We start from the raw sequence: 15570 nt of genomic DNA, 5'->3' as shown, positions 1-15570 counted from the left end.
GACGATGCGAGGGGGCCGACGTGGCGACGTCGGGACGCAGAGCACACGGCGACGGTGCCGGCAGCAGCACCGCGAGCCCGCGCACGGGCGTGTCCGGGGCGAGCCCGCCGCCGTCCACCACCACCGCCCCACCGCAGGGCACCCGCATGCTCGTCCTCGCGACGGTCGGGTTCCTCGTCAACTTCTGGGCGTGGGCGCTCATCAGCCCGCTGGGGTCGGCGTACCGCGACCGGCTGGACCTGACGGGGTTCCAGCAGTCGGTGCTGGTGGCAGTCCCGGTGATCGTCGGGTCGCTCGGCCGGATCCCCGTCGGCGCGCTGACCGACCGCATCGGCGCACGCGTGATGTTCCCGGTCGTCAGCCTGCTCACCGTGCTGCCGGTGCTGTTCATCGGCCTCGTCGCCGAGTCGTTCGTGTCGCTGCTCGTCGGCGGGTTCTTCCTCGGCCTCGGCGGGACGACGTTCGCGATCGGCGTCCCGTTGGTGAACGCCTGGTACCCGCCGGCCCGCCGCGGCACCGCGTTGGGCCTGTTCGGCATCGGCATGGGCGGCACCGCCGTCTCCGCGTTCACCACCGTGCGGCTCACCGAGAGCGTCGGGCCCGAGGCGCCGTTCCTCATCGTCGCCGGCGTCCTCGTCGTCTACGCCGCGATCGCCGCGGCCCTGCTCCGCGACGCCCCGACCCGCACCCTGCCGAGCGGCAGCTTCCTCGCCCGCACGTGGGCGACCGCGAAGCTCCCCGCCACCGGCCAGCTGTCGTTCCTCTACGCCGTGGGCTTCGGCGGGTTCGTCGCGTTCAGCGTCTACCTGCCCACGTACCTGGGCAACGCGTTCGGCCTCACGCCCGAGGACGCGGCGTTCCGGACCGCCGGCTTCGTCGTCCTCGCGGTCGCGATGCGGCCCGTCGGCGGCGCGCTGTCCGACCGGATCGGCCCCGTCCCCGTGCTCGTGACGTCGTTCGTCGGCATCGCCGTGCTCGCGGCGCTCGCAGCCGTCGAGCTGCCGCTCATGCCCGTCGGGACCATCGCGTTCCTCGGCCTGGCGGCGCTCCTCGGCGCGTCCTCCGGGGCGACCTTCGCCGTCGTGGGGCGGCTCGCACCGCCGGAGAAGGTCGGCGCCGTCACCGGTCTCGTCGGTGCGGCCGGCGGGCTCGGCGGGTTCGTGCCGCCGCTCGTCATGGGCGCCGTCTACGACCGGGTCGGCGACTACACCATCGGCCTCGCGCTGCTCGCCGTCGTCTCCCTCGGCGCGGCGCTGTTCACGCGCGGACCCGTCGCCCGCTCCGCCCGCACGGGCTGACCCGCACCCCCTCGCACGCACCCCGCAGCGCCCGCACGCGACGAGAGGCACCACCGGTGACGACGGACGAGAGCACCACCCCGGCGCGGACGGCGCGCGCCGCCCCGCCCGGCCTCGACGGGCCCGCCTCCGACGCGATCCTGCGCCTCGGCCGGCACCTACGGCGCGGCGAGGTCAGCGACGACCTGCGCACGCTGCACCAGGCGGGCGGCCGCGACGCCGACACCTTCTACCGGGACCGGTGGAGCCACGACAAGGTCGTCCGCTCCACGCACGGCGTCAACTGCACGGGCTCCTGCTCGTGGAAGGTGTACGTCAAGGACGGCATCATCACGTGGGAGGCCCAGCAGACCGACTACCCGTCCGTCGGCCCCGACAGCCCCGAGTACGAGCCCCGCGGCTGCCCGCGCGGCGCCGCGTTCAGCTGGTACACGTACTCGCCGACCCGCATCCGCTACCCCTACGTGCGCGGCCGCCTGCTCGAGCTGTTCCGCGAGGCCAAGGCACGCCAGGGCGGCGACCCGGTCGCGGCGTGGGCCAGCATCGTCGACGACCCGGAGGCCGCCCGGCGCTACAAGCGCGCCCGCGGCAAGGGCGGGCTCGTGCGGGCGACGTGGGACGAGGCGGTCGAGATCGTCGCCGCCGCGCAGGTGCACACCATCCGGGCCTACGGTCCGGACCGCATCGCGGGCTTCTCGCCGATCCCGGCGATGTCGATCGTGTCGCACGGCGTCGGCGCCCGGTACCACGCGCTGCTCGGCGCCCCGATGCTGTCGTTCTACGACTGGTACGCCGACCTGCCGGTCGCGAGCCCGCAGGTGTTCGGCGACCAGACCGACGTCCCCGAGTCCGGCGACTGGTGGGACGCGGCCTACCTGATCATGTGGGGCTCGAACCTGCCGGTCACCCGCACGCCCGACGCGCACTGGATGGCCGAGGCGCGCTACCGCGGGCAGAAGGTCGTCGCCGTCGCGCCCGACTACGCGGACAACGTGAAGTTCGCCGACGAGTGGCTCGCCGTCGCCCCGGGCACCGACGGCGCCCTCGCGATGGCCATGGGCCACGTGCTCCTCAAGGAGTTCTACGTCGACCGGCGCCCGAAGTACTTCGCGCAGTACGCCGCCCGCTACACCGACCTGCCGTTCCTCGTCCGCCTCGACCGCGCCGACGACGGCACGTACGCCCCGGGCAAGTTCCTCACCGCGGAGGACCTGCCCGGCGCCGAGGCGGGCAGCGAGAACGCGGCCTTCAAGACGGTCCTGGTCGATGCGGACACCGGCGCGCCGACCGTCCCGAACGGCTCCCTCGGCTTCCGCTACGGCGACGCCGGCGTGGGCCGCTGGAACCTCGACCTCGGCAGCACGCGTCCTGCGCTGAGCCTCGCCGACGAGGGCGGCGGCGCCACGGACGCCGTCGCGGTCGCCCTGCCGCGCTTCGACTCCGCCGACGGCGCCGCGGGCACCGTCGTCCGCGGCGTGCCCGTCCGCGAGGTCGGCGGGCACCTCGTCACCACCGTCCTCGACCTCATGCTCGCCCAGTACGGCGTCGCCCGGCCCGGCCTGCCGGGCACGTGGCCCACGGGCTACGACGACGCGACCGAGCCGTGCACCCCGGCGTGGCAGGAGCAGTTCACCGGCGTCCCGGCGGCCAAGGCGGAGCGCATCGGCCGCGAGCTCGCGCAGACCGCCGAGGAGTCGGGCGGCCGCGTCATGATCCTCATGGGCGCGGGCACGAACCACTGGTTCCACTCCGACACGATCTACCGGGCGTTCCTCGCGCTCACCACGCTCACCGGCTGCCAGGGCGTCAACGGCGGCGGCTGGGCGCACTACGTCGGGCAGGAGAAGGTCCGCCCCGTGACGGGCCAGCAGATGTACGCGACGGCGTCGGACTGGGCGCGCCCGGCGCGCACGATGATCCAGACCGCGTACTGGTACCTGCACACCGACCAGTTCCGGTACGACCCGTTCGCCGCCGACACCCTGTCGGCCGGCCGCACCGGGAGCGGCCAGCTGTCCGGCAAGACCACCGCCGACGTGGTCGCGCAGTCGGCGCGGTCGGGCTGGATGCCCTCGTACCCGACGTTCGACCGCAACCCGCTCGACCTGGCGGACGACGCCGCGGCGTCCGGCGAGCCGGTGCCCGACCACGTCGTCCGCCGGCTGCAGGACGGCACGCTCCGTTTCGCCGCCGAGGACCCCGACGCGCCCGAGAACTTCCCGCGCGTGCTCACCGTCTGGCGCGCCAACCTGCTCGGCTCGTCCGGCAAGGGCAACGAGTACTTCCTGCACCACCTGCTCGGTGCCGACTCCAACCTGCGCGCCACGGAGGCGCCGCCCGAGCACCGGCCCCGCGACGTGGTCTGGCGGGACGAGGCGCCCACCGGCAAGCTCGACCTGCTGGTCAGCCTCGACTTCCGCATGACGAGCACGACCGTGTTCTCCGACGTCGTCCTGCCCGCGGCCACCTGGTACGAGAAGCACGACCTCAACACGACGGACATGCACCCGTTCGTGAACTCGTTCAGCCCGGCCATCGCCCCGCCGTGGCAGACCCGCACCGACTTCGACATCTTCCACACGATCGCGCGGACGTTCAGCCGGCTCGCGGAGACGCACCTGGGCACGCGGACGGACGTCGTGGCGGTGCCGCTCATGCACGACACGGCTGACGAGCTGGCGATCCCGCACGGGCGCGTCCGCGACTGGAGGGCGGGGGAGTGCGACCCCGTCCCCGGCAGGACGATGCCGAAGCTGGTCACGGTCGAGCGCGACTACCCGGCGGTCGCCGCGCAGCTCGCGGCCCTCGGGCCCGTCCCCGACACGGCCGGCCTGACGACCAAGGGCGTGACGTTCGACGTCGGGCCGGAGATCGAGCACCTGCGGCGCCGCAACGGCGTCGCGCGCGTCCCCGCCGGCCGTCCGGGTGCGCGCGCCGACGGACGCCCCCTGCTCGAGCGCGACGTGCACGTCTGCGAGGCGATCCTCACGCTGTCCGGGACGACCAACGGTCGCCTCGCGGTGCAGGGCTTCCACACGCTCGAGCGGCGCACCGGCACACGCATGGCCGACCTCGCCGCCGAGCACGAGGGCAAGCACGTGACGTTCGCGGACACGCAGGCCGCGCCCGTCACCGTCATCACGTCGCCGGAGTGGTCCGGCACCGAGGCGCACGGGCGCCGCTACTCGCCGTTCACGGTGAACGTCGAGCGGCTCAAGCCGTGGCACACCCTCAGCGGTCGGCAGCAGCTCTACCTCGACCACGACTGGATGACGGAGATCGGCGAGGGGCTGCCGGTCTTCCGTCCACCGCTCGACATGCAGCGCCTCTTCGGCGAGAACGCGCTCGGCACGACCGACGAGGACGGCGTCGGGCTGGGCGTCACCGTGCGGTACCTGACGCCGCACAACAAGTGGTCCATCCACTCCGAGTACCAGGACAACCTGTTCATGCTGTCGCTGTCGCGCGGCGGGCCGGTCATCTGGATGAGCGACCGCGACGCCGACCGCATCGGCGTGCGCGACAACGACTGGGTCGAGGCGGTCAACCGCAACGGCGTCGTCGTGGCGCGCGCGGTCGTCTCGCACCGCATGCCCGCCGGGACGGTCTACATGCACCACGCGCAGGACCGGCTCATCGACGTCCCGCGCACGCGCACCACCGGCCGGCGCGGCGGCATCCACAACTCCCTGACGCGCCTGCTCATGAAGCCCACGCACCTGATCGGCGGGTACGCGCAGCTCACCTACGCCTTCAACTACCTCGGCCCCACGGGCAACCAGCGGGACGAGGTCACGGTCGTGCGGCGCCGGACGCAGGAGGTCGAGTACTGATGGCGACGACGACGACGCCCGGGGGTGCCCGATGCGCGTGATGGCCCAGATGGCGATGGTCATGAACCTCGACAAGTGCATCGGCTGCCACACCTGCTCGGTGACGTGCAAGCAGGCGTGGACGAACCGCACGGGCACCGAGTACGTGTGGTTCAACAACGTCGAGACCCGGCCCGGCCAGGGCTACCCGCGCACCTACGAGGACCAGTCGGTGTGGGAGGGCGGCTGGACGCTGAACACGCGCGGGCGCCTGCAGCTCAAGGCCGGCGGGCGGCTGAAGAACCTGCTGACGATCTTCGCGAGCCCCAAGCAGCCGTCGATCGACCAGTACTACGAGCCGTGGACGTACGACTACGAGAACCTCACCGACGCCCCGCTGCAGGAGCACGTACCGGTCGCGCGCCCGACGTCGCTGCTCAGCGGCGAGGACATGCAGGTGCGGTGGAGCGCCAACTGGGACGACGACCTCGGCGGCGGCCCGCAGCTGCTCGCCGACGACCCGGTGCTCGCGAAGGTGTCCGACAAGGTGAGGCTCGAGTTCGAGCAGACCTTCATGTTCTACCTGCCGCGCATCTGCGAGCACTGCCTCAACCCGTCCTGCGCGGCGTCATGCCCGTCGGGAGCCATCTACAAGCGCGCCGAGGACGGCATCGTCCTCGTCGACCAGGACGCGTGCCGCGGCTGGCGCAAGTGCGTCACGGGCTGCCCGTACAAGAAGGTCTACTTCAACCACCGCACGGGCAAGGCCGAGAAGTGCACGTTCTGCTTCCCGCGCGTCGAGGTCGGGCTGCCGACCGTCTGCTCGGAGACGTGCGTCGGCCGGCTGCGGTACATCGGGCTCGTCCTCTACGACGCCGACCGCGTGCTCGAGGCGGCGAGCGAGCCGGACGAGACGAAGCTGCTCGCCGCGCAGCGCAGCGTCCTGCTCGACCCGCGCGACGCGACCGTCCAGCGCGAGGCGGAGCGCGCGGGCATCCCGCGCGACTGGGTCGAGGCCGCGCAGCGCTCTCCCGTGTGGGACCTCATCAGCCGCTACGAGATCGCGCTGCCGCTGCACCCCGAGTACCGCACCATGCCGATGGTCTGGTACGTCCCGCCGCTGTCGCCCGTGGTCGACGTCGTCGCGGAGACGGGAGAGGACGCCGAGCGCGCGGACAACCTGTTCGCCGCGATCGAGCACCTGCGCATCCCCGTCGAGTACCTCGCGGAGCTGTTCACCGCCGGCGACACGGCACCCGTCACGGCCGTCCTCAAGCGGCTCGCGGCCATGCGGTCGTACATGCGCGACATCAACCTCGGCCGCGAGGCCGACGCGTCGATCCCGGCGTCCGTCGGCATGGACGAGGACACGATGTACGCGATGTACCGGCTGCTCGCGCTGGCCAAGTACGACGAGCGGTACGTCATCCCGTCCGCGCACGCCGAGCAGGCGCACGGCCTGGAGGAGCTGGCGACCGAGTGCTCGCTGGACTACGACGGCGGGCCCGGCATGGGCGGGTCCGGGCCGTTCGGCGAGGGGTCGGGCGGCGCGTACCTCAACGACCCGATCGCGGTCGAGAACTTCCACATGCTCCAACAGCGGCAGACGACCGACACGGTGGCCGAGCCGGCGACGCGCACGGCACGGGTCAACCTGCTCAACTGGGACGGGAAGTCCGCGCCCGACGGGATGTTCCCGCCCCGCCCCGGGCCCGACGGCGCGAACCTGCGGGAGCCCGCGTCCGACGACGACGCGGCGCACGTGCAGCCGCGGCCCGCGGGCGGCGAGCCGGGCGGACCGGCGGGCGCCGGGGGAGCGGGTGGGCCGGTCGACCCGGGCCGGCCGACGGGTGCGTCGGAGGACGACCGATGAGCCTGTTCACGCGCCCGCGCTCGCGGGCGGCGACCGCGCGGGAGACGGCCGTCGTGCACCGGCTCGCGTCGCTGCTGCTGGAGTACCCGACGGACGACCTCCAGGCGCTGCTACCCGTGCTGCGCGCGGCGGCGGCCGAGGTCGGCCCCGGCGCGCGCGAGCCGCTCGACCGGCTCCTCGACCACGTCGCCGCCACGCCGCTCGGCGAGCTCCAGGCCGACTACGTCCGCACGTTCGACCTGCGCCGCCGCTGCTCGCCCTACCTCACGTACTACGCGCACGGCGACACGCGGAAACGCGGCATCGCCCTCGTCGAGGTCAAGCAGGCGTACCGCGCGGCCGGGCTCGAGCTCGGGAGCGACGAGCTGCCCGACCACGTCGCCGTCGTGCTGGAGTTCGCGTCGACCGAGGGGCCGGCGCAGCAGGCCGGGCTGCGGCTGCTGCAGGACCACCGCGCCGGTCTCGAGCTGCTGCGCATGGCGCTGCGGGACGCCGGGTCGCCGTGGGCGGACGCGCTCGTCGCGGTCGGCGCCACGCTGCCGCCGCTCGGCGAGGACGAGCGCACGGCCGTCGCGCGTCTCGCCGCCGCCGGCCCGCCGGGTGAGGAGGTCGGGCTGGAGCCGTTCGGACCACCCACCACGATGGAGGCCGCCCAGCCGGCCGGCCCTGTCTTCCTGCCGACCCCGGGAGTGCGCCGATGACCGCCCTCGACACCGTCCTGTGGGTCGTCGTGCCGTACGTCTGCCTCGCGGTGTTCGTGCTCGGGCACGTCTGGCGGTACCGCTACGACAAGTTCGGCTGGACGACCCGCTCGTCGCAGCTCTACGAGAGCCGGCTGCTGCGCTGGGCCAGCCCGATGTTCCACTTCGGCATCCTCGCCGTGTTCCTCGGGCACGTCATGGGCCTCGGCATCCCGAAGTCGTGGACGGAGGCCGTCGGCATGAGCGAGGAGGTGTACCACTTCCTCGCCGTGACGATCGGCGCGGTCGCGGGCGTCTGCACCGTCGTCGGGATGGCGCTGCTCATCTACCGGCGGCGCACCGTGGGGCCCGTGTTCAGCGCGACCACGCCCATGGACAAGGTCATGTACCTGGTGCTCGCGGTCGTGATCGCCCTCGGCATGTGGAACACGGTCGCCGGCTCGATCCTCAACCTCGGCGGGCACTACGACTACCGCGACGGCGTCTCGGTGTGGTTCCGCGGCATCTTCCGGTTCGACCTGCACCCCGAGCTCATGGCCGAGGCGCCGCTCGGGTTCCAGCTGCACGGCATGTCCGCGATGCTGCTGTTCGCGCTGTGGCCGTTCACGCGGCTCGTGCACGTGTTCAGCGCGCCGGTCGGGTACCTGTGGCGCCCGTACGTCGTCTACCGCTCGAAGGGCCCGGCGCGGCTCGGCACGCGCGCGGACCGCCGGGGCTGGGAGCGCGTGGGCGCCGGCGACCGACCGGACGCCCGCCGCTGACCGCGCTGCCCCCAGCCTCCACGCCTCCACCTCGCCGAGGTCGCCGGTCCGGCGGCGAGGTCGCCTGCCGGGACCGGCGACCTGGGCGCGGCACAGGCGAGCTCGGCGGGCGGGGCCGGGTCAGGGGGCGGACTCGAGGAGGCGGGTGACGAAGGCGGACTTGGCGTCCTCGTACGCCGGGGTGCCGTCCGCGCGGCGTTTCACCGCGTCGTACTCGGCGAGCAGGTGGGGGTGGGCGCGTCGCAGCACACCCACCTCCGTCCCGGCGCCGCGCCCGAGCCACCACCTCGCCGAGGTCGCCCGTCGCGCGCCGAGGTCGCCGGTCCGGACCGGCGACCTCGACGGCGGACCGGCGACCTCGGGCGACATGCCTCGACCTCGTCACTCCTCCCTGACGAGGTCGAGGCCGGAGTGACGAGGTGGGCGTCCGGGGGGACGAGCTCGGCGGGGGAGCGGTAGCCGTCAGCCGGCGTCGAAGCGCTGGTCGTCCTCCGGGTGCTCGGCCGACTCGCCGACCGACTCCTGGTTCACGTCGGCCTCGTTCGGGCCGGTGCCCGTGTCGACGGGCGCGCCGCGCTGCTCGTCGCCGTGGGTGCCGCCACCCGTCGACGGGGGGCCGGGGTTCTCGCTCATGCGTGCTCCTCCGATGTCGGTGGTGCCTCGGGCGGGGACCGCCCACGTCGAGCATCCCCAGCCGGGCCCCTCCGCGCACCTCGAGCAGGGTCGGTCCGTCGCACGACACGCGGGCGCGGGACGGGTCGACCGTGCCAGGCTCGGAGGGTGGAGCGGAGGGGGTTCGCGATGGACGCCACGGACGTCATGACGTGGGTGCGGGAGTACGAGCGCGCGTGGCGCGACCAGGACGTGGCGGCGGTCGACCGCCTGTTCACGCCGGACGCGCTCTACCTGCGGGGCGCGTACGACGAGGGCCTGCGCGGGCGCGACGCGATCGCGGAGTTCTGGTCGGACCCGACGCCGTTCACGATGACCGCCGAGCCGCTCGCGGTCGACGCGCACACGGCCGTCGTGCGTGCGGAGGTGCACTACCTCGGCGACGAGCCGCACGAGTTCCGCGACCTGTGGGTGATCCGCTTCGCCGTCGACGGGCGCGTCGAGCACTTCGAGGAGTGGGCGCACTGGCCGGGCCTGGAGTACACGGGCCCGGGCGCGGACTGACACCGGACGGCTCAGAGGCGCGTCGCCGTCCCCGTGACCGTGACGCCGCCGGTCGCCGGCACGTCGACGAGCAGCACGCTCGGCCGGCCGACGTGCCGGCCCTGGTGGACGCGCACGCGCGCGGGCGGAGCGACGAGGCCGAGCGCGCGCAGGTAGGCGCCCGTCGCTGCGGCCGCGGAGCCCGTCGCCGGGTCCTCGGTGAGCGTGCCGACGGGGAAGAGGTTGCGCGCCTCGTACTCCGGCGGGGCGTCCGTGGCCGCGCCGCGCGGGTGCAGGACGGTCACCGTGCCGGACCACCCCTCGCGGTCCATGAGGGTGCGCAGGGCGGCGGGGTCGAACGTGAACGCGTCGAACGTCGTCGCGTCGCGCAGCGCGACCACCGGGTGCACGTTGCCCGCGTACGCCGCGCGCGGCGGGTGCGCCGGGTCGACGTCGGCGCGCGTGACGCCGAGCAGGCCGAGCAGCTCGTCCAGGACGTCGTCGGCGAGGTCGTCGACGCGCGGCTCGACGCTCGTGAACGACGCCGTCAGGACGCCGCCAACCTCCCGCGTCACGATGGTCACCGGACCGACGGGCGTGCGGAGCACCAGGTCACCGGGGCCCTGGCGTGCCGCGAGCGCCACCGCCGTCGCGACCGTCGCGTGCCCGCAGAACGGCACCTCGGCGACGGGCGAGAAGTACCGGACGGTCAGCGTGCCGGGGTCGGTGACGAACGCCGTCTCCGCGTAGCCGACCTCCGCGGCGACGGCGAGCATCCGCGCGTCGGACCACCCCCGCGCGTCGAGCACCACGCCCGCGGGGTTGCCGCCGCCCGGCGCGGCCGCGAAGGCGGCCCACCGCTGCACGTCGTCCGTCGTCATGGCCGCACCCTACGGACGCCGCGGGTCAGATCGTGAACCGGTCGCCCGCGTACGGCCGCAGCACGTCCGGCGCGGGGAACGGCAGCGTCCACGTGCGCATCTCGGCGTCCACGGCCCCGAAGTCGTCCATCTTGACGACGACCCGCTCCGGGCTGACCTCCACCAGGCGCACGCGCAGCCACCGGCCGTCCTCGACACGCAGCTGCCACAGGTCCGCGAGCCAGTGCAGGCCGCGCTCCTCGAGGGCCGCCTCGGCGACGTCCCAGTCGACGGCGTCGGTCACCGCGCGGCCCAGCCGGTCCACCGCGACGAACCCGTCGCCCTCGGGGCGCAGCCAGCCGACGAGCTCGCGGTCGCCCGCGCGGCGGTGCTCGATCCAGTTCTGAGGAAGCATCCGGCGAGCGTAGGCGGCGGGCCCCTCCGACGGCACGGGTATACGGCGGCGGCGGTGGCGTCGCGCCCACGTCGTGGGACGACTCGTGTCACCCGCTCCTCCAGGTCGGTCGTCCAGTCATGGGAGGACGTGAGGGGTGCTGGCACCCGCGCAGATGTCGCCGTCGACCTGATTGCCCGATCTGTCTGCGCGATCGTGACTTCCAGTGGTGCCCGTCCCCCTTCCGTGTGGCGGATCCCGTGCCTATCGTGAGAGACGTGCACCCAGTCAGTGAGAGGCTCCGTGACGCCCGAGAGCGGTCCGGCCTGAGCCAGGCCGACCTCGCCCGGGCGGCGATGATGCATCCGAGCTACGTCTCGCACCTCGAGCGCGGCATCCGGGGACCCGGTCCGGCGGCGCTCGAGCGGCTCGCGAGCGCGCTCGGCATCACCACCACCTACCTGGAGCAGGGCGACCGGTCGCCGGCGTACCAGGCGTCCGAGGCCGCCGTCGTCCGCGCGCGCCAGCTCGTGCGCTCGGGACGTCCCGGCGCCGCCGCGGCCGAGCTCGCCGCCGTCGACCTCGACGCCCTCGACGTCGACCAGGCCGGCCGCGTCCTGCTCGCCCACGCCGACGCGCTCGACCGGGTCGGCGAGCTCGAGGAGGCGTGCCGCCTGCTCGCGGACGCGACGCAGCGGTTCGCCGACGGGCACCGCCCGGTCCGGGCCGCGCAGGCGGCGACCCGCCTCGTCATGGCGCTCACCGAGGCCGGGGAGCTCACCGCGGCGGTCCAGGCCGGCGAGCACCACCTCGCCGCGCTCACCGAGGGCGCGGACGGCAGCGACGCGCTGTTCCGGCTCGAGTCCACCCTCGTCTGGGCGTACGTCGCCCGCGGTGACAACACGTACGCGCTGGTGCGCGGCAAGGACCTCCTCGCGCGGGCGCTGCAGAACGGCTCGGCGCGCGCCGTGTCGTCCGTGCACTGGAACCTGGCGTTCGTCGAGGACGCGTACGGCCACGGCGACGAGGCGCTCGCGCACCTGCGGGCCGCCCTCGCGGTCTCGGGCAACGACGAGGCCGACAGCGACGTGCCGCTGCTGCGGCTCGACCTCGCGCAGCTGCTGCTGGAGGTGACGCCGCCGCGTCCCAAGGAGGCGCTCGCCGAGCTCGACGCCGCGCGCCTCGCGCTGGAGATCGGCGAGTCCCAGGTCGACCTGGCCCGTGCGGCGACGTTCCGCTCGCGCGCGCAGCTCCTGCTCGGGCAGACCCGTGCCGCGCTGACCTACGGGCTCAAGGCCGTCGAGCTGATCGGGCCCGGCGAGCGCCGTGACGGCGCCGCCGCGCACGAGGCGCTCGGCGACGCCCTGCTGGCGTCGGGCGAGCGCGTGGCGGCCCTCAAGGCCTACCGGGAGGCGGCGAGCCGGCTCGAGTCGATGCCGCCCGGGCGTCCCGCCGCCGCGGCGTGGCGCCGGCTGGCCGACCGCCTGCGCGTCGCGGGCGACGGCATGGACGCGGTGGTGGAGACCTACGGCCGCGCACTGGCGGCCCTCGGCGCACGGACGACGTTGCGCCTGCCCGTCGCCCGCTGAGGCGCACGGCTCGATCGGTACGACGGCGGTCCCGCACGGGGCCGCCGTCGTCGTTTCCGGCACCGGCCGGCCCGGGTGCGGCACGGCCTGCGCGCGGCCGGGGACGTCGCACGGCCGCATGCCGCCGGAGGTCCTCGGGTCGCGGGCTGCGTTGGCGCCGGGGGCGGTTCGGCGCAGAGGGGGGCGGATGTGCCCCGACCGGGGGACGGGCGCGCCGGATCCGGACGTTCGCCATCTGACCCCGGGGGGCGGTCCGCGACACGCCCGGGCGACCAAAATTCGGGGAGAGTCTATACCAGTATTCCGAGAGTCATTGCGGGCGCGACACCCGGGTCGGGAACATCTCCGTCGTGCCGGACGGACCGGCGCACCAGACCGGAGGTCCTCCCATGAAGAAGAAGCTCGTCGTCGCCGTGTTCGTCGCCCTCACCGCCGTCACGGGTGTCACCGGTGCCGCCATCGCCCAGGCCGACTCCGCGGTCGCCGCGCCCTGCTGCAAGTCCTGACACCACGCGCGCCCCGCACACCGGGGCTCGACGCGAACGCGCCGCACCCGGCCGGACCTCCGGCCGGGGCGGCGCGTCGTCGTTTCCCCGGCGCCGCCCGTGCCGGCCACGTGGTCGCCCCGCCGACGTGATCGGCCCGCTGACGCCGGCCCGGGTCAGTCCCGCGGCTCGCGTCCCGCCGCCCGGCGCGCTGCCTCCTCCAGCCGCGCCCGGTGCGCGGCCCACCCCTCGGGCGTCCGGCCGCTGACGTCCGCGTCGCCGGGACGCTGACCCGCACGGCCGTCCGGCCCCTCACGCAGGACGTCGGCGTGCCCCGCGTGCCGGGCCACCTCCCCGAGCAGGTGCACCCGCACCGCGTGCAGCGTGACGTCCCGCCGCTGCGGCCCCCACCACGGCACGACGCCGCAGGTGGCGAGCATCAGCGCGGCGACCGTCGCGTCCGCGTGGGCCGCGGACCCGGCCCAGAACGCCGGCACGCACGCCACCGACACCGCCTCGTCCCCGGCGACCCCCGCCCCCGCCGACCGCGGTCCATGCGTCACGACCGCGGGTGTTGCACAGGCCGCGCTCGTGACGCATCGACCGCGGTGGTGGGACGGCGGTGGCGAGGCCGGGGACGCGCCCGGGTCAGACGTCGAGCGTGCCGCGGACGATCGAGTCGCCCGAGTGGGCCGGGTCGCCGTCGAGGGGCTCGGCGGAGACGTCCACCACGGGGAACTCGCCCACGTCGAGGTCGTCGGGCAGCGCGAACCGGCCGGAGGTCCCCGTGAGCGGGCCCAGGCTCACCAGGCCCGACACGTCGGGGCGCAGCAGCCACACCTCGCGGTAGCCCGCGTCGGGGGCGCCGTCGGCGACGTCGACCACGAGCACGCGTGACCCGTCGGACGCGGTCTCGAGCTCGGCGGTGCCCTCCGCCTGCCAGCCGGGCAGCGCGTCGAGCGTCGCGCGGGCGACGACCGTCGTCGCGGGCTCGCGCGCGGTCGTCCACCACGCGCCCACCCCGCCGACGAGCACGCCCGCCGCGGCGGCTCCCGCCACCCAGGCCCACCGGCGCGCGCGCAGCGGCACGACGGGGGCGAGCCCGGCGTCGGGTGCGGGACCGGCGGCGAGCGTGCCGCCGCCGACGGGCGCACCCGTGCGTGGCGCACCCGCGTCGTCCGCCGGCACCGTCGCGACGGGCGTCGCGTCCAGGCCCAGCTCGGCCGCGACCCGCTCCCACACGTGCGGGGCCGGCGCGACGAGCGGGCCGTCCGCCTGCGCGGCGCGGGCCACCCCGACCAGCTCGCGCAGCTGCGCCAGCTCGTCGGTGCACCGCGCGCACGCGGCCACGTGCGCGCGCTCGGCGTCGCTGCCGGTGTCCTCGCCGAGGGCGAGGAGGCTCAGCACGTCGTCGTCCACGTGCGCGTCACTCGGCGACACCCTCCACCTCCCATCGGCTCCGCAGCCGGGCGAGGCTGCGTCGGACGTGACTCTTCACGGTGCCCAGCGGCAGGTCCAGGCGGCGCGCGATCTGCTCGTGCGTCAGGTCGTCGTAGAACGCGAGGCGCAGGATCGTGCGCTGCGGGTCGCCGAGCCGGTCGAGCTCGTCCCGCACGACGACGCGGTCGACGACGCGGTCGTCGTGGGCGGGTGCCGCCTCGGTGCCCGCGGCGACGGTCGACGTCTCCGCGGCCACCTCGAGCCGGCCGTCCCGTGCGCGGCGGGCGTGGGCGTCGGCCACCGCGTGCTTGGTGATGCCGAGCAGCCAGGCGGGCAGGCGCGCGCGGGTGGGGTCGAAGCGGTGCCGGCCGCGCCAGGCGTCGACGAAGACCTGCTGCGTGACGTCCTCGGCCTCCGCGACGCTGCCCAGCGAGCGCAGCGCGACGGTGTGCACGAGCGTCGCCCAGCGGCGGTACGCCTCGCGCACGGCCGCCTCGTCGCCCGCGGCGAAGGCCGCGCCGAGGGCGCCGACGCCGTCGTCCGCGGCCGGCTCGGGCGGCACGGCGGACAGGCCGGACGGGGGTACTGCCACCGGCACGGACCGCTCCTGTCCCGTCGTCCGTTCCCGGACCTGCTGCAGCACGGTCAGCCACCCACGGGGAGGGCGGTGACGACGACGTTGTCCGCATAGTGTCCGACCTGGCGGTCGAACGCACCTCCGCAGGTCACGAGCACGAGCCGCGGGGCGCCGGTGCGGTCGAACCACTCGCCGACGGGCGCGGTGTCCTTGGGCACGCGCACCACGTCCTGCACGCGGTACTCGTAGGTGGTCCCGTCGGCGGTGGTGACGACGACCGCGGCGCCCGCCGCCACGTCCCGGAGCCGCGCGAACGGGCCGATGCCGGTGGTGGCGGAGTCGACGTGCGCCGCGACGAGCGTCGAGCCCTCGGGCGCCGCGGGCGCCGGGCCGAACTCGTACCAGGCGGCGACCTCGGCGGTGTCGGGGAGGGCCATGTCGCCCGCGGGGGCGACGCCGGCCGGCTCGACCGGCATGTCGATCCCGAGGTCGGGCACCTGCACCCGGACCGGCGGGACCACCGCCGGCTGCGGCGTCGCGCCGAGGGACGCGTCCCGCAGCGGCACGGCCGGCACGGCGGCGGGCGGGGCCGCGGGCGGCGTCGGCGTGGCGGACGCCGTCGCGG

15 protein-coding genes are annotated in these 15570 nt (G+C 75.0%); 7 read left to right on the top strand and 8 right to left on the bottom strand.

Annotation, left to right across the window (positions count from 1 at the left end; genetic code table 11):
* Positions 1–146: 146 nt before the first annotated feature.
* Genes AB6N23_RS02820 through narI form a run of 5 tightly spaced genes read left to right on the top strand, consistent with a single transcriptional unit; the run spans position 147 to position 8445 of the window.
* The gene (locus tag AB6N23_RS02820) at positions 147–1298 is read left to right on the top strand and encodes an MFS transporter (protein ID WP_412864566.1); all 1152 of its coding nucleotides are present in this window, start codon (positions 147–149) and stop codon (positions 1296–1298) included.
* Positions 1299–1354: 56 nt separating this feature from the next.
* Positions 1355–5131 carry a nitrate reductase subunit alpha gene (locus AB6N23_RS02815; RefSeq protein ID WP_412864564.1) on the top strand — a complete coding sequence of 1259 codons (3777 nt, stop codon included), beginning with the start codon at positions 1355–1357 and terminating at the stop codon, positions 5129–5131.
* A gap of 31 nt (positions 5132–5162) precedes the next feature.
* Positions 5163–6983, top strand: a complete 1821-nt coding sequence (narH, locus tag AB6N23_RS02810) for a nitrate reductase subunit beta (RefSeq protein ID WP_412864562.1) — start codon at positions 5163–5165, stop codon at positions 6981–6983.
* Positions 6980–7684 (top strand): nitrate reductase molybdenum cofactor assembly chaperone, encoded by a 705-nt coding sequence (gene narJ / locus AB6N23_RS02805; protein WP_412864560.1) that lies wholly within the window; start codon positions 6980–6982, stop codon positions 7682–7684. The genes narH and narJ overlap by 4 nt, the downstream gene beginning before the upstream one ends.
* A complete protein-coding gene (gene narI / locus AB6N23_RS02800; protein ID WP_412864558.1) occupies positions 7681–8445 on the top strand; it encodes a respiratory nitrate reductase subunit gamma in 765 nt (254 codons plus the stop codon). Before narJ ends, narI begins: the two co-directional genes overlap by 4 nt.
* A gap of 120 nt (positions 8446–8565) precedes the next feature.
* Here narI and AB6N23_RS02795 read toward each other — a convergent pair whose 3' ends face one another.
* Both AB6N23_RS02795 and AB6N23_RS02790 read right to left on the bottom strand, forming a co-directional pair.
* Positions 8566–8694 carry a GrpB family protein gene (locus tag AB6N23_RS02795; RefSeq protein WP_412864556.1) on the bottom strand — a complete coding sequence of 43 codons (129 nt, stop codon included), beginning with the start codon at positions 8692–8694 and terminating at the stop codon, positions 8566–8568.
* Positions 8695–8907: 213 nt separating this feature from the next.
* A complete protein-coding gene (locus AB6N23_RS02790; protein ID WP_412864554.1) occupies positions 8908–9078 on the bottom strand; it encodes a hypothetical protein in 171 nt (56 codons plus the stop codon).
* Positions 9079–9246: 168 nt separating this feature from the next.
* Here AB6N23_RS02790 and AB6N23_RS02785 point away from each other — a divergent pair, with 168 nt between their 5' ends.
* On the top strand, positions 9247–9621 hold the full coding sequence (locus AB6N23_RS02785; protein WP_412864552.1) for a nuclear transport factor 2 family protein: 375 nt from the start codon (positions 9247–9249) through the stop codon (positions 9619–9621).
* Positions 9622–9632: 11 nt separating this feature from the next.
* Here AB6N23_RS02785 and AB6N23_RS02780 read toward each other — a convergent pair whose 3' ends face one another.
* On the bottom strand, positions 9633–10481 hold the full coding sequence (locus AB6N23_RS02780) for a PhzF family phenazine biosynthesis protein (protein WP_412864550.1): 849 nt from the start codon (positions 10479–10481) through the stop codon (positions 9633–9635).
* A 25-nt stretch (positions 10482–10506) separates the two neighbouring features.
* Positions 10507–10875, bottom strand: coding sequence for a hypothetical protein (locus tag AB6N23_RS02775; protein WP_412864548.1), 369 nt, complete (start codon positions 10873–10875; stop codon positions 10507–10509).
* Between the two features lie 257 nt (positions 10876–11132).
* Between AB6N23_RS02775 and AB6N23_RS02770 the strand changes: the two genes are divergently transcribed.
* Positions 11133–12443 (top strand): helix-turn-helix domain-containing protein, encoded by a 1311-nt coding sequence (locus tag AB6N23_RS02770; RefSeq protein ID WP_412864546.1) that lies wholly within the window; start codon positions 11133–11135, stop codon positions 12441–12443.
* A 661-nt stretch (positions 12444–13104) separates the two neighbouring features.
* Here AB6N23_RS02770 and AB6N23_RS02765 read toward each other — a convergent pair.
* The 4 genes from AB6N23_RS02765 to AB6N23_RS02750 form a co-directional block, all read right to left on the bottom strand.
* Complete coding sequence (locus AB6N23_RS02765; RefSeq protein WP_412864544.1) at positions 13105–13491, bottom strand: mycothiol transferase; 387 nt, start codon at positions 13489–13491, stop codon at positions 13105–13107.
* Between the two features lie 85 nt (positions 13492–13576).
* Positions 13577–14347, bottom strand: a complete 771-nt coding sequence (locus AB6N23_RS02760; RefSeq protein WP_412864542.1) for an anti-sigma factor — start codon at positions 14345–14347, stop codon at positions 13577–13579.
* A gap of 7 nt (positions 14348–14354) precedes the next feature.
* A complete protein-coding gene (locus AB6N23_RS02755) occupies positions 14355–14960 on the bottom strand; it encodes an RNA polymerase sigma factor (RefSeq protein ID WP_412864619.1) in 606 nt (201 codons plus the stop codon).
* A 53-nt stretch (positions 14961–15013) separates the two neighbouring features.
* On the bottom strand, positions 15014–15570 hold a 557-nt coding region (locus AB6N23_RS02750), incomplete at its 5' end, for a class F sortase (protein ID WP_412864540.1).

The sequence above is a fragment of the Cellulomonas pasadenensis genome (assembly GCF_047229365.1).
GTDB lineage: Bacteria > Actinomycetota > Actinomycetes > Actinomycetales > Cellulomonadaceae > Cellulomonas.
This window is presented reverse-complemented; position numbering and strand designations above follow the sequence as displayed.